Origin of the sequence: Flavobacterium sp. 11, assembly GCF_002754315.1 — a bacterium.
Taxonomy (GTDB): domain Bacteria; phylum Bacteroidota; class Bacteroidia; order Flavobacteriales; family Flavobacteriaceae; genus Flavobacterium; species Flavobacterium algoritolerans.
This window is the reverse complement of sequence record NZ_PEFE01000001.1, coordinates 598,504-611,985: the sequence shown is the minus strand read 5'-3', so window position 1 is coordinate 611,985 and position 13,482 is coordinate 598,504. Positions and strand designations below refer to the sequence as shown.

Sequence of the window (13,482 nt, the reverse complement as noted above, 5' to 3'; positions counted from 1 at the left end):
TGTATGTATTAGAAATTAGATATGAATTTTACCATTTCAATGATACTCTTTTCCTCTTTCAAAGAAAAATTATTCTTTTTTAGATACGTTGCAATCTCTTCTTTTTTCGATGGGAAAAGATCTTGAAGTTCTTTCTTGTTTTTTGGCATCATAACAGCCGTCTCATTTTTTAGACTCAAATAATACTCGTCATTTGTTTTAACATATCTTGCGGATGTGGCAGGAGAATATGAGTTGATAGCTTCTTTTCCTTTTTGAATGGCAATTTTATCTCTTCTGTATAAAGCAACATCATTCTTATTAAATAATTCTACTAAATATCCATTTACTTCTCCGTCTTTAGTTTTATAATTTAAAAGCTTGATCTTATCCGTGAATGGAATAATAGTTATGATATTAAAAGGCTCCTTTTTCATTAATGAAAAAACTTCCTTTTTTTCATTTTGAACTTCTATCATATCCGTCATCGCATTATAACGGACCATAATCTGTTGAGGAATCCCAGAAACCTCAGCTAACCTAAATTCGTCAACTAAGTATTCAGACCCTTCTATTTTTGTCATTTCTTTTTTATTCAAAACATCGTTTCTAAATAAAGCCCCTGAAGAGGTAGGATCCATGGTGTCCATAAGTCGTTGTGCATTAATGCTTAATACGGTAAAAAACAGCAATGATGTGTTTAGCAATAGTTTTTTCATGATTTGTTAGTTTTTATTGTTTAGCTTCATTTATCCACGTATTTACTTTCATCTCTAATAATGCTAAAGGCATCACTCCAGATTCCAATACTTTCTCGTGAAATTTTTTAATATCAAATTTTGTACCCATTTTAGCTTCGGCTTTTTTACGAAGCTCTATAATTTTTAACTGCCCTATTTTATAAGACAATGCTTGTCCCGGAATTGCCATATAACGCTCTATTTCCGGAATAATGCTGGCTTCACTTTCAGCCTCATTTTCTAATGAATATTTTATAGCTTGTTCTCTGGTCCAACCTTTAGAGTGTAATCCAGTATCCACTACTAATCGGATTGCTCGGTGCATTTCATTGCCTAACATTCCAAAATATTGATACGGATCTTGATACAATCCAAGTTCTTTACCTAAGCTTTCGGTGTACAAAGCCCAACCTTCGCCGTATGCGCCAAACCAATTGAATTTTCTAAAATCAGGAAGATTGGCATTTTCTTGTTGCAACGAAATTTGAAAGTGATGTCCAGGAATTGCTTCGTGTAAAAACAAGTCTTCGTCTCCATAAAGATTATAATTAGCTACGTCAGGTATTGGAACATAAAAGATACCGGGACGGGAACCATCAGCTGTTCCTTGCATATATTCGGCACTTGCGGTTTTTTCTCTAAAGGCTTCCGTTCTTCTGATTTCAAATTTTGTTTTAGGTTGTAATGCGAATAATTTGTCTACATTCGGTTTGATTCGGGTATAGATACTTTGAAAATTAGCAATCACTTCTTCAGGACTTTTAAAAGGTTTTAATTCCTTTTTGTTTCTAACTTCCTCAAAGAATGCTAATAAAGTGCCCTTGAAGCCTACTTGAGCTTTTACTTTTTCCATTTCGGCATTCAACCGAGCTACTTCTTTTAATCCCAATTCATGAATTTCCTCCGGAGTCATTTCGGTTGTAGTCCATTGTTTTACATATGTAGCATACAAATCCTTTCCGAAAGGGAAACTTCCTATTCCGCTGGTTGCTCTTGATGCAGGGAGGTATTCATTGGTCAGGAAATCAGCCATTTTTTTATATTGTGGAATCAATTTATCATTGATAGTAGCCGTATATTTTGTGGTTAAGTCTTTTTTTATTGCATCAGAAAAAGTAGCGGGCATCAATTTTATCGACGAGTAAAATAAATTATCTTCGATTTTTGGCGTGGCCATTTCAGCAAATTGTGGAATTAATTTTGTTGTTAATGATTTTGGCAACACAATTCCTTTTGCCATTCCTTTTTTCATATACACCATAGCCGAATCTATCCAAATGGAATATTTGTCCATCCTTTTTAGGAAATTAGTATAGTCTTTTTCGGTTTTAAAAGGTTGCGCGCTGGTTCCTCCCGCAAACTGCCCCATCGTTAGGTGTGTCCCCCAAAATTGATGTACAGGAAGAAGATTTGTTGGTTGTTTCAATAAATCTTTGCCAATCTCAACTTCCCATTTTATGATTTCATAACTGTTTTTTTCTTCTTCAGATAGGCTTTCTTTATCGATAGCTTTTAAGGCAGTTTGATATTTGTCAAAAAAAGCTTCTTGCGACTTTCTATAGCTGTCCGTCATTTCAAATTGCAGCTGATCGTTATACTCGTTTTGACCATTTTGCGTTGCGTCCAATGGACTCATAGCGTTTTTATCGTCAAAATAATTTTCTGTCAGACTACCAAAGTCTTCTTTTTTGTCTTCAGATTTACAGTTGACCAGCAATATAGAGGTTGTCAATGTGATGAAAAGTGCGGTTATTTTTCTCATAATGGATGATAGTTAAATAATTGTAGCTAATTTATTCAAAAAAAATTAATTATTTCCCAAATATGTTTCTATTTGTAATGCTTTAACATGGACTTTTTCTGTTTTTAGTTCTTATTCGCAAAAAAAATCCCATCCGCTTTAAAACGAATGGGATCTTAGGTTTCTATTTTTCTATATCTTTAAAAAAAAACAGATTTTAAAAAAATATGTTTTTATCCGTGATACACTCGGGAAGCAATTATTTTATCTTCTCTGATATCTAATACTTCCGCCACCAGTAAATCCTCTTCGCCGGTAACTGTTCTTATGTATTCCATGAAAACGCGGTCTCCATTTGCAGTTAGCGATTTCACCTTATAATTCAAGCTGGGCAAACGCTCAAAAGCATCTTTCCACCATTCTCGTAATGCTTCTTTGCCGGTAACAAAACCGTCGCTTTCCGGTTTGTACATTTTTAGTTTTGGACTAAAATGCACAGCATCTTCATCGTATAAAGACAATAATTTTTCTAATTCTTTATTGTTGAAAGTTTCAAACCATTTAAAAGCAATTGATTGTAGTTTTTCTGGTGTCATACTAATTTAGGATTGAATTTTTAATTAAAAAAATCCCATTCCGTGTAAACGGAAGGGGATTTCATTTTTATAATTTCAAAGAAATATTAAACGTTCTTCAAATTGATAATTTCTTGTTCAGTAAGCAATCTCCAGTTTCCTCTTGGCAAATTCTTTTTGGTTAAACCTGCAAAAGAAACTCTGTCAATACGCAATACATCATAACTAAAGTGTTCAAAAATAGAACGAACCACTTTTACGTTAGCAGATCTTAATTGCAAACCAATTTCACTTTTAGCCTCTCCGTCAATGTAACTTACATCTTCCACAAAAACGCGGTGTCCGTCAAGAGTCAACCCTTTGTTTATTTTTTCTAAATCCTCAAATTTCAAGTTTTTGTCTAATGAAACTTGGTAAATTTTAGATGATTTTTGACTTGGTAACGTAAATTTACGAATCATATCCGTGTCATTTGTGAACAATAACAATCCAGTTGTATTCTTGTCCATTCTTCCCACGGCACCAATTTTTGCAGTCGTAGAACCTTTTACCAGTTCCAATACATTACGATATTCCTGACCTTCGTCCATGGCAGTCGTAAAGTTTTTTGGTTTGTTTAGTAAGATATATACTTTTTTCTCCGGTGTCAAAGTAGCGCCGTCAAAATTCACAACATCTCCAGGTTTTACCATGTATCCCATTTCGGTAACAGGAATCCCGTTTACTTTTACAGTCCCGGATTGAATGTAAATATCAGCATCACGACGCGAGCACGCACCAGAATTTGCAATGTATTTATTCAAACGAATTTCGTCTTTTACTTTCGGTCTCTTTGGTGCTTGATTTGGTTTTTTCTCTACTTTATCAGTAGCGATATCGGCAACTTTAGTATTTACTTTAACTTTTTTCGGCCCTTGAGCGCGCTTCTGCATGGCAGGTTTTGGCTTATTCGAACTTGGTCTTGAGCTAGTTGCTCTTGGACCACTTTTCTTATTATTGCCTTCCTTGTTATTCATAATATTCCAATAATTTGTGCAAAGATACTATTTATATACTTGACAATCAATAACAGCCAATTATAAAAACGCTAACTATCTAGTTTATAAGCTAATTAATACGTTTTAGTTTCGTTTTTTGGAGCTATTCCCGCTATTCATTACAATCTTTTATTTTTTGGCAGCAAAAAATAAAAGGATTTCTCCCGAAGCTTCGGGACTATAGGGGCTAACCAAATGATGGTATTTGGGAATTCTTGAGAAAATGGTTTTCAACTTTTATAATCCCAAAGAAGAAAATGTTTAAACCGTCATCAACAATTTTTTTCCATGCCATAAAACACTCGGATTTATCAATACAATACAAAAAACACCCGCAACAATAAGGAATTTCAAAGTGTTGTGAAGCAATAAAAATTGTGCTTTTGTGCTTGATTTCCACAAGTAAACCAAGAAAAAAATTAGTACAATCAGACAAGAATAAAAATAAACATCCATGTAACCCACATCGTAAATTTCGATTAAAACATAAACAGGAACAACAGTCAGAATTGTCAAAACAGTAATGATTTTTTTCGATATTTCTTCGCCGTAAACAATAGGAATCGTTTTGTAATCATTGGCTAAATCACCTTTTAGGTTTTCTAAATCCTTAATCATTTCTCGAATCAACAGTAGCAAAAACAAAAAAGTGGCATGCGAAAAAATAACGCCAAGCTGTCTTTTATAATTTTCAATCTCTTCATATGGAATCCGAGTATAAAAATACAACAGTATGGCAAAAAAAGGTAAAACAGCCAGCAAAGCAGCCGTCAAGTTTCCTATTATTGGGTATTTTTTTATTTTGTGAGAATAAAACCAAATGAAAAATATGTACCCAGAAAAGAATAAAAATACACGCCAGGAAACAAACATAGCCATTAAAGCCACTATGAAATTGAGTGTAAAATAGACGTTTAGTTTTGTTTTTTGACTCACTAATCGATCCAGCATCGACTTATTGGGACGATTGATTAAATCTTTTCGACTGTCATAAAAATTATTGATAATATATCCGGAAGCAATTGTTAGCGAAGAAGCAAAAACCAATATAAATAAATTGAAATCGAGTAGAATATCCAACGCTCTTTTTTCGGGAGCCAAAATAAATATAGACGAAAGGTATTGTGCCAAAATTATTACCGGAATGTTATAGCCTCTAACGACAGAGAACAAACTGACAATTTTCATCACTAAAAGCTTCTGTTGCCTGCTTAACATTTTTTATTAGTAGTTTTTTGTCAAGTTTTTACATCGGTATAGCAAACTTGCCTATTTATGCTCAAATTTAGGATTTTGTTTTTAAAATCAACTTGATTTCTTTACAAAAACTCATAAACGGGAATTCTTTTAAGAGGATATTGTGAAATACTCCCTTTATTTCGGATAATTCTATTGAGATAAATCTGATTTCATTTGATTGAAAATTAATTGCTTATTAAAGGGAAGAATCAGGATAAATCATTTCACCAAATTTTTTAATTGGTAAAGGTTTACTCAAAAGAGTTTTGACGTATGTATTGTTTTTTGCCCGCGTAATATCGTTAGGATCTAATGTTGAGGAAAGCATGAAAATTTGAGTTTCCTTTTTCAATTCTTCAGAGAGCATTTCGTATTTTAAAAGGAACTCGAATCCATCCATTTCGGGCATTTTAATGTCTAACAGAATTATCAGAGATTCTTCAGCACTGATTTTGTAATTAGTAAGCCATTGAATTCCTTCTTTACCATTATTGGCAGTGCTTATTTCAGTTATACCCAGTGTTTTTCTTAGTAATTGTTTCGTGACAATTTGATCAATTATATTGTCGTCAATTATCAAAACTTTATAATTGGCCCTCATGTTGTATGGGTATCGTTACTATAAATTTACTTCCTATATTCATTTTTGAATCTACGGTTATGTTTCCATTGAGATTTTCAACAGCTTCTTTTACTAAGTAAAGACCTAAACCGGAACCTTTCTTGTTATTATTGGTTACAAAAAACATTTCAAAAATTTTGACTTGGTATTCTTTATTGATTCCAATACCATTATCTTCAATTTCTATTATGTAAAATTCCCCTTTGGTATACGTTTTAATAGCAATATAACGCTTCTCTTTTTTCTCGTCAGAATATTTGATAGCATTTGATAGTAAGTTATTCAAGATAATCTTTAAGCGCAAACCATCGCTTTGGACTTCATCAACGGATAAGTTTTTTTTGATGGCAATTTCATTCGTTCCTTTAATATAAAAATGTTGAGAAATAATTTCATCTATAATTTCATTTATACTAACAGAAGCTGTAGTTACTTTTTTTCTTTTATTTCTGGAATAATCAATTATATCTCTAATAAATTGGTCTTGCTTATCAAGACTTTGATGCATTAAGTCTAAATAATCTCTGATTTCATCCAAATCATCTTCTAATTTTACAATCTCTATTAATCCTTTCAAGGAAGAGATGGGTGACCTTAAATCATGAGAGGCACTGTATACAAACTTATCAAGCTCTTTATTGGCTATTATTAAATTCCTGTTTTTATCTTCTGTTTCTCGTTTTGAGCGTCTTAGCTTATTAATCATTACAGAATAATAAATACTGACACTTCCAATGATTATTAACGTAAAAAAGATATTGGTAAAAAGAAGGTAGGTTTTAATTAAGCGAGTGCCTTCTCCTAGTGCATCAGAGAAATTACGCTCATTTATAGTTAGTTTGTAGGTAATGCTATTTATCTGTTGGAAAATTTTTTCTTTTTCGTTTGGGCTTAAAGTTTTGGTACTTATTTTTTTATGGGCTTCATTTCCAATCAATGCCAATTGGTCAATTAATTGATCTCCTTTTTCCCATTCATTAATCGCTTTTGCTAAAAAAGGAACGGAGTGAAAATGTTGAAATAACCAAACTAAATCATCAAGATCTCTTTCGTCATTTCGGCCAGCTCTAAATCCATCTTTGATTATTTCAATATCGCTATTGTTAACTAAGCCAATTCGCGCAGTTTTATCTCCTATAGGAACACTTAACTCGTCGTTAAATAATTTCCATTGACTGGTGTCATTAGTAAATAAATACGTGATGAGGTGGCGTGTTGCATCTTTTTGTCCTTCGGAATAATGAGATTCTCCATTTACATACGCTCTGGATGCCGACAAGATTTTAATGGTTAGGTAGTTGATGATAGTCAACGAGGAGCAGGATATAATTACTATAATCAGAGGAATGAAAATATTGCTTCGCTTAAAATTTTCAAGAATTTTATTTTCAGTCATATAGTTTTTTTTGTAGGTAGTGGGGCAAAAAAAATCAGATGTTTAAAGATAGGATGTTTTTTATTGAAAATGTAAGATTTGGTTTAAATTTATTTGTATTGAATAATTTAATTTTTGTTTTTTAAGGTTTTGCCAAAAAAACATATTTTTTTTCAATAAACGAATTGCCACAAAAGCATAAAAAAAACACGATTTTACAAGGTTCTTTGAACCAGTAAATTCGTGTTTTTCTAATTTGAAATTAGTTGTTTTCCACAAAATTGTGCTATCAGCATAAATTTGTGTGAGTATGAAATTTTTTAAAACTGATATACTACTTCTAGTTTGTAATCTTTCAAAGAAGCTTTGGCTTTTTCTAAATCTTCAGTGAAACCTAAGATGTAACCGCCACCACCGGAACCGCATAATTTTAAATAATAATCATTGCTGTCAATTCCCTGTTGCCAAATTCCGTGAAATTGTTCCGGAATCATTGGTTTGAAGTTATTCAAAACTACTTTTGATAATTTCTTAGTATTCATGAACAATGATTTCATGTCTCCGCCAAGGAAATTTTCCACACAAGCATCCGTATATTTCACAAATTGATTTTTCAACATCGCACGGAAACCTTTGTCCTTCAGACTTTCCATGAAAATATTTACCATTGGAGCAGTTTCGCCCACAATCCCTGAATCTAATAAAAATACAGCGCCTTTTCCGTCAAAACTTTGTGTAGGAATTCCGGTTGCTTCAATATTGTCTTTAGAATTAATCAGAATCGGGATACTCAAATAACTGTTTAAAGGATCTAAACCAGAACTTTTTCCGTGGAAAAAACTCTCCATTTGAGAAAATATATTTTTTAACTGCAATAATTTTTCACGGGTCAAATTCTCCAGAACCGTGATTTTATTTTGTGCATATTTATCATAAATCGCTGCTACAAGTGCACCGCTGCTGCCTACGCCATATCCTTGTGGGATACTCGAATCAAAATACATTCCGGTTTCCACATCGTTTTTCAATGTAGTCAGGTCAAAAGTAACTAAGTCAGATTGTTCGTTTTGTAAAGTTTCTAAATACGTTACAAAACGTCTTAAGTGACCATTTGATTTGATGGCTTCTTCAGTTGGATTTTCATCTCTCTTAAGTGCACCATTGTAAAAATTATATGGGATTGAAAGCCCTTTTGAGTCACGAATGATTCCGTATTCTCCAAAGAGTAATATTTTTGAGTAAAATAAAGGTCCTTTCATATTATATTGTAAATTAACAATTTAAGCTTGATAATTATATGTTGTAACAAATAGTTTTTATAAATCAACTTGATCTCCGCGATTAGCCTCTAGAATTTCAAGATCAATTTCTTCTTGTTGTTCAGGAGATAGTTCTTTCCAGACATCTTTTTTTTGTGCTTTGAAAATGTTTTTTATAGCCTCGATTATCGTTTTGTCATCAGTTTCTAATAACATTTTTATCAATTCTAATTTCTCTGATTGAATATCCATGATTTCAGCTCTTTAAAAAATAAAGATAGGAAAAAAACAGATTAAATCAACGAAGCTCCATTTCCAATTTCGTCACAAATGTACTGACCATTTTGACAATAGCCAACTAATTCGTTCTTAATAAATTGTAAAACTGTTTCGGCCACATTTTCAGGGTATAAAACATGCACATTTGCACCGGCATCCAGCGTGAAACAAACCGGAATTTTAGTCTCATTTCTAAATCTCCAAATCGCATTTATAATCTCCAAGGTGTTCGGTTTCATTAGTATAAAATAAGGCATTGAGGTCATCATCATAGCATGTAAAGTCAAGGCTTCGCTTTCTACAATTTTGATAAATTCCTCTAAATTCCCACTTTCAAAAATGGTAATTAGTTGGTCCAAGTTTTCATGTGCTTGTGCAAATCGCCTTTCGGCAAAAGGATGATTGTGCATTAAATCATGACCAATGGTACTCGAAACCTGTTTTTCACCTTTGTCAACCAGTAAAATAGTATCTTGAAAATTCTTAAAATTTGCATGAATCGCATTAGGAAATTCTACCCCAAATAAATCAGAACTTCCGGAGATATTTGCATGATTACCCCAAACCACTACTTGGCCTTTTACACTTCTGCAAGCGCTTCCTGAACCCAATCGCGCTAATAATGACGCTTTTTGATAGAAATATTCCTCAGTCATTTCAGGGTTTAACGCTTTTTCTAAACTCATCAAGTTCATCGCCAAAGCGGCCATTCCAGATGCTGACGAAGCAATGCCGGAACTGTGCGGAAAGGTATTCTCTGTGTCAATTGTAAAATGGAAGTCTTTTAAAAACGGCAAATAGATTTCTATTCGCTCCAGAAATTTTTGAATTTTTGGTTTGAAATCTTCTTTTGGTTTCCCTTCAAAAAGTAAATCGAAGGAAAATGTACCGTCGTTTTCTTTTTTGACGAAAGCCAATTTCGTTATCGTTTTGCAATTATTCAACGTGAAACTCACCGAAGGATTGGCTGGAATTTGATTGTCCTTTTTTCCCCAATATTTTACAAGAGCAATGTTACTGGGCGCGCTCCATTGAAAATTTCCGCTTTCAATCGAATGTGTATATTTTGATGGAATAAAATCGTTTGCTGAAATCATGAATGTATAAATTTACGCAAAGATACTTTTTTGGGTTATTTGTTTATTCGTTTAGTTGGTTAATCGTTACAAAGATTTAAGTAAATTTGGACAATAAAAATAATCATATAAGTCCATCAAGGATTTTTTAACCATTAAGGAATTAAGCTTCATTAAGTATTGGGCTTAATTTTTCTTAATTCCTTAATGGTTAGAAATATAAAGTTTACGAGATAATCAGTACACTTATTGTTTCTTAAATAGCTCATATGTTTCAAGAAAAGAGTACATTTAAAAAATATAAAAATGAATAAAATTAGCCGAATATTAGCTGTTGTTGTTACGTGCCTTGCCATTGGATATTTCTCTGGAATTGTCACCCGTTCTGCTATCACTACTTGGTATCCAACTTTAGTAAAACCAAGTTTTAATCCGCCTAATTGGGTTTTTGCACCAGTTTGGAGTATGTTGTATGTGATGATGGGTGTTGCCGCAGGATTAGTTTGGGATAGAATTGAATCAGAAAAAGAGGTTGTAAAAAAAGCATTGGTTTTCTTTGCAATACAATTGGCACTAAATGCTTTGTGGTCGTATTTATTCTTTGGTTTACACAATCCAATGTTAGCCGGATTAGAAATTATTGTATTGTGGTTGATGATTTTTGAAACGTACGTTCAATTTGCCAAAATCAATAAAATTGCGGGCTATTTATTGCTTCCGTATTTGGCTTGGGTAAGTTTTGCCGCCGTTTTAAATGGAAGTATTTGGTGGTTGAATAGATAAGATCTCGTATTTCAGAAACTTACTTTTGTCTGGGTTGCAATGATATTTTAAAAGTTTATTTGCTTTTGAAATGTAATATTTTGAGACTCATAAATTCCTGAAGCGAAAGTACATTTTGTTGTTCAGCAATTATTTTTGACTTTGGGTCTTTGTTGCAGAAATCTAGAAATTTTCCAATTTCCTCGGGTTGAAGTTGTAATGTGTCGGTATAAAATTCTGGTTCGATTTGGGTTTTTGCAGCCTCTAGAAAAGGCAGAACAGGACCTTTTACCTCTGTATCAGTATTCTTTTTCTGGAACAACTTAGCTATCATTCCGCCAATTCTCATTAAATTCATGCCGTTTTCAATGGTACCAGTATAAACGCCAGGATTTTTTAATGATTTTGCATTTTTTTCAAGAGCGTATTGATCTAGTTTGGCTTGTTCCCATTTAGCATCTTTACCAAGCTTTATGGACGGCATGCTTTGAACAACCACTTCTTTAAGCTCTTCTACTTTAGAAGATAAAGTTACTTTAAGAGCACCTTGGTTTAAGATTGCTACTGAAATTTTTATTTCTTTAATATTATGATTTTTAGCAACAAAAACTAATACATCATTAATTTCAATGTTAATTGCAAACTTTCCATCAGTATCGGTCAAAATAACGGTTTTGGAGGTTGAATTGATTACTTCAACTTTGGTTGCAGCGGTTTTATCAAATAATACTTGTCCCTGAATGCGGTTGCTAACTTGTGCTAGACCACTATGGTGAAGAAATAAAATAAAAAAGGAGGCGAGTAGTTTTGTTTTCATAAGTTTCTGATAATACGATAGTAAAGTTATCAGAATCTTCTTAAATAAAACTTACTAAAGTTTTAAACTCTTGTTAATTAAATTTAAATTGCATTAGCCACAATAAATCCGCTCGTCCATGCATTCTGAAAATTGAATCCGCCTGTAATGGCATCAATATTGACAATTTCACCAGCAAAATAAAGGTTTTCATGTAATTTGCTTTCCATTGTTTTGAAGTTAATTTCTTTTAAATCAATTCCGCCGGCAGTTACAAATTCTTCCTTAAACGTGCTTTTTCCGTTGACCTGAAAATTCCCATTCGTCAATTGATTGGCTAGATTTTGCAATTGTATTTTAGATAAATCGGCCCATTTTGTCTCCATTTCAATTCCGGAAGCGAGTACTAAACTTTCCCATAATCTATTGGTTAATTCGAAAGGAGATTTCTTTGAAACTGATTTTTTAGCGTGTTCCTGTTTTAATTCTTTTAGCTTTTTCTCGACATCGGAAGTGTCTTCATCATTCAACCAATTAACGAAAATGGTGAACTGATAATTTTTGTCATGCAAGATGCGGGCACCCCAAGCCGAGAGTTTCAATATTGCGGGTCCGCTCATTCCCCAATGGGTAATTAACAATGGTCCTGTTGAAGTAAGTTTAGTGTCTTTTACTTTTACGGTAACTAGTGCCGCAACTCCAGGTAATTCTTTTATTCTGGAATCTTTGATGTTGAAAGTGAATAGGGAAGGAACGGGGCTGACAACTGCGTGACCAAAATTCTGTAACATTTCCCATACTTTAGGATTGCTCCCTGTGGCTAAAATTAGCTTTTCGGCAAGATAATTTTCGGTTTGGGTTTCAATTTTCCAAAAATTTTCTCCCGAAACTTCGGGATTGAAAATAGATTGTACACTTTGTCCCGTAAGCACTGCAATTCCTAGTTTTTGTGTCGCTTTTAGAAAACAATCAATAATTGTTTGAGACGAATTCGAAACAGGAAACATGCGTCCGTCCGCTTCAATTTTGAGTTCTACGCCATGCTTCTCGAACCATTCAATCGTATCGCCAGAACAAAACTGATGAAAAGGACCTCGTAATTCTTTTTCGCCACGCGGATAAAACTTTACCAATTCATTCGGTTCAAAACAAGCGTGCGTTACGTTGCATCTTCCGCCACCGGAAATTCTAACTTTTTGCAATACTTCAGCTCCGCGTTCCAGAATTGCAACTTTTAATTTTGGATTTTTTTCCACAATATTAATCGCTGTAAAAAAACCTGCTGCGCCGCCGCCTACTATTATTATATCGAAATTCTGGTTCATATTCTATTTGGGAAATCGGTGATGATACCGTTTACGTTGAATGTTTTTATTTTTTGAATGTCTTCTAATTCATTGATGGTCCAAGGGAAAACCTGCAATCCTTTTTCCTGTATTTTTGCCGTGTTTTCTTTTGTCAATAAATGAAAATGCGGATGAATGGATTTTGCCTGAATGAATTTGGCGAAAGCCAAAGCCAAGTCTAAATCGGTTTCCGTTAAAACGCCAATTGGAATTTTATCATTTAAAAACGCCACTTGTTGCAGTGCATTCCAATCAAAACTGGAAATTAAAAACCGGTCGTATTTCCATCCTTTTTTAGTGACGTATTTTTCAATAAGCGAAACTACTTTATTGATTGCCTCATAACTTTTGAGCTCAATATTGATAAAACAATCTTGGTTTATCAAATCAAAAACCTCCTTCAGAGTTGGGATTTGCTGCTCTCCATTTATTCTAAAGGCTTTCAATTCGCGCAAAGATAATGCATTTACAAAACCTTTTCCGTTGGTCGTTCGGTCAATAGATTCGTCATGAATAACCATTATTTCGCCATCAGCACTCAAATGCACGTCAAGTTCAATGCCGTCCACTTGCATGTCTAATGCTTTTTGGAACGAAATAAAGGTATTCTCGGGTTCATGTCCTTTTGCACCACGATGTCCAATTTTGAGCATTGT

Annotated in this window: 14 protein-coding genes; 1 reads left to right on the top strand and 13 read right to left on the bottom strand. The window is 33.4% G+C overall.

Features of this window, described 5'->3' with window-relative positions:
- Positions 1-8 precede the first annotated feature (8 nt).
- The 10 genes from CLV00_RS02675 to CLV00_RS02625 form a co-directional block, all read right to left on the bottom strand.
- Positions 9-698 carry a hypothetical protein gene (locus CLV00_RS02675; RefSeq protein WP_143394870.1) on the bottom strand — a complete coding sequence of 230 codons (690 nt, stop codon included), beginning with the start codon at positions 696-698 and terminating at the stop codon, positions 9-11.
- 13 nt (positions 699-711) lie between these two features.
- The gene (locus CLV00_RS02670; RefSeq protein ID WP_099713695.1) at positions 712-2,481 is read right to left on the bottom strand and encodes a DUF885 family protein; all 1,770 of its coding nucleotides are present in this window, start codon (positions 2,479-2,481) and stop codon (positions 712-714) included.
- A gap of 212 nt (positions 2,482-2,693) precedes the next feature.
- Positions 2,694-3,056 (bottom strand): nuclear transport factor 2 family protein, encoded by a 363-nt coding sequence (locus tag CLV00_RS02665; RefSeq protein ID WP_099713694.1) that lies wholly within the window; start codon positions 3,054-3,056, stop codon positions 2,694-2,696.
- Positions 3,057-3,142: 86 nt separating this feature from the next.
- Complete coding sequence (locus CLV00_RS02660) at positions 3,143-4,051, bottom strand: pseudouridine synthase (RefSeq protein ID WP_099713693.1); 909 nt, start codon at positions 4,049-4,051, stop codon at positions 3,143-3,145.
- 282 nt (positions 4,052-4,333) lie between these two features.
- Positions 4,334-5,290 (bottom strand): geranylgeranylglycerol-phosphate geranylgeranyltransferase, encoded by a 957-nt coding sequence (locus CLV00_RS02655; RefSeq protein ID WP_099713692.1) that lies wholly within the window; start codon positions 5,288-5,290, stop codon positions 4,334-4,336.
- Between the two features lie 217 nt (positions 5,291-5,507).
- Positions 5,508-5,912 carry a response regulator transcription factor gene (locus CLV00_RS02650; protein WP_099713691.1) on the bottom strand — a complete coding sequence of 135 codons (405 nt, stop codon included), beginning with the start codon at positions 5,910-5,912 and terminating at the stop codon, positions 5,508-5,510.
- Positions 5,896-7,329 carry an ATP-binding protein gene (locus tag CLV00_RS02645; protein ID WP_099713690.1) on the bottom strand — a complete coding sequence of 478 codons (1,434 nt, stop codon included), beginning with the start codon at positions 7,327-7,329 and terminating at the stop codon, positions 5,896-5,898. The genes CLV00_RS02650 and CLV00_RS02645 overlap by 17 nt, the downstream gene beginning before the upstream one ends.
- A 299-nt stretch (positions 7,330-7,628) precedes the next feature.
- Positions 7,629-8,567 (bottom strand): mevalonate kinase, encoded by a 939-nt coding sequence (locus CLV00_RS02635; protein WP_099713688.1) that lies wholly within the window; start codon positions 8,565-8,567, stop codon positions 7,629-7,631.
- A gap of 57 nt (positions 8,568-8,624) precedes the next feature.
- The gene (locus tag CLV00_RS02630; RefSeq protein ID WP_099713687.1) at positions 8,625-8,819 is read right to left on the bottom strand and encodes a hypothetical protein; all 195 of its coding nucleotides are present in this window, start codon (positions 8,817-8,819) and stop codon (positions 8,625-8,627) included.
- A 41-nt stretch (positions 8,820-8,860) separates the two neighbouring features.
- Entirely contained in the window at positions 8,861-9,943 is a 1,083-nt protein-coding gene (locus CLV00_RS02625) for a diphosphomevalonate/mevalonate 3,5-bisphosphate decarboxylase family protein (RefSeq protein WP_099713686.1), read from the bottom strand.
- A 285-nt stretch (positions 9,944-10,228) separates the two neighbouring features.
- Here CLV00_RS02625 and CLV00_RS02620 point away from each other — a divergent pair, with 285 nt between their 5' ends.
- Positions 10,229-10,705 carry a TspO/MBR family protein gene (locus tag CLV00_RS02620; protein ID WP_099713685.1) on the top strand — a complete coding sequence of 159 codons (477 nt, stop codon included), beginning with the start codon at positions 10,229-10,231 and terminating at the stop codon, positions 10,703-10,705.
- A 55-nt stretch (positions 10,706-10,760) separates the two neighbouring features.
- On the opposite strand, the gene CLV00_RS02615 is transcribed toward CLV00_RS02620, so the two are convergent.
- The 3 genes from CLV00_RS02615 to CLV00_RS02605 all read right to left on the bottom strand — a co-directional run bounded on the left by CLV00_RS02615 (position 10,761) and on the right by CLV00_RS02605 (position 13,479).
- Positions 10,761-11,501, bottom strand: coding sequence for a hypothetical protein (locus CLV00_RS02615; RefSeq protein ID WP_099713684.1), 741 nt, complete (start codon positions 11,499-11,501; stop codon positions 10,761-10,763).
- 83 nt (positions 11,502-11,584) lie between these two features.
- The gene (locus CLV00_RS02610) at positions 11,585-12,805 is read right to left on the bottom strand and encodes an NAD(P)/FAD-dependent oxidoreductase (RefSeq protein WP_099713683.1); all 1,221 of its coding nucleotides are present in this window, start codon (positions 12,803-12,805) and stop codon (positions 11,585-11,587) included.
- Positions 12,802-13,479, bottom strand: a complete 678-nt coding sequence (locus CLV00_RS02605; protein ID WP_099713682.1) for a glycerophosphodiester phosphodiesterase family protein — start codon at positions 13,477-13,479, stop codon at positions 12,802-12,804. The genes CLV00_RS02610 and CLV00_RS02605 overlap by 4 nt, the downstream gene beginning before the upstream one ends.
- Between the last annotated feature and the right edge of the window lie 3 nt (positions 13,480-13,482).

Bases quoted from the DNA above. Each gene is read 5' to 3' on its own strand.
- CLV00_RS02675 (WP_143394870.1), bottom strand. From the start codon at position 698: ATGAAAAAACTATTGCTAAACACATCATTGCTGTTTTTTACCGTATTA.
- CLV00_RS02670 (WP_099713695.1), bottom strand. From the start codon at position 2,481: ATGAGAAAAATAACCGCACTTTTCATCACATTGACAACCTCTATATTG.
- CLV00_RS02665 (WP_099713694.1), bottom strand. From the start codon at position 3,056: ATGACACCAGAAAAACTACAATCAATTGCTTTTAAATGGTTTGAAACT.
- CLV00_RS02660 (WP_099713693.1), bottom strand. From the start codon at position 4,051: ATGAATAACAAGGAAGGCAATAATAAGAAAAGTGGTCCAAGAGCAACT.
- CLV00_RS02655 (WP_099713692.1), bottom strand. From the start codon at position 5,290: ATGTTAAGCAGGCAACAGAAGCTTTTAGTGATGAAAATTGTCAGTTTG.
- CLV00_RS02650 (WP_099713691.1), bottom strand. From the start codon at position 5,912: ATGAGGGCCAATTATAAAGTTTTGATAATTGACGACAATATAATTGAT.
- CLV00_RS02645 (WP_099713690.1), bottom strand. From the start codon at position 7,329: ATGACTGAAAATAAAATTCTTGAAAATTTTAAGCGAAGCAATATTTTC.
- CLV00_RS02635 (WP_099713688.1), bottom strand. From the start codon at position 8,567: ATGAAAGGACCTTTATTTTACTCAAAAATATTACTCTTTGGAGAATAC.
- CLV00_RS02630 (WP_099713687.1), bottom strand. From the start codon at position 8,819: ATGGATATTCAATCAGAGAAATTAGAATTGATAAAAATGTTATTAGAA.
- CLV00_RS02625 (WP_099713686.1), bottom strand. From the start codon at position 9,943: ATGATTTCAGCAAACGATTTTATTCCATCAAAATATACACATTCGATT.
- CLV00_RS02620 (WP_099713685.1), top strand. From the start codon at position 10,229: ATGAATAAAATTAGCCGAATATTAGCTGTTGTTGTTACGTGCCTTGCC.
- CLV00_RS02615 (WP_099713684.1), bottom strand. From the start codon at position 11,501: ATGAAAACAAAACTACTCGCCTCCTTTTTTATTTTATTTCTTCACCAT.
- CLV00_RS02610 (WP_099713683.1), bottom strand. From the start codon at position 12,805: ATGAACCAGAATTTCGATATAATAATAGTAGGCGGCGGCGCAGCAGGT.
- CLV00_RS02605 (WP_099713682.1), bottom strand. From the start codon at position 13,479: ATGCTCAAAATTGGACATCGTGGTGCAAAAGGACATGAACCCGAGAAT.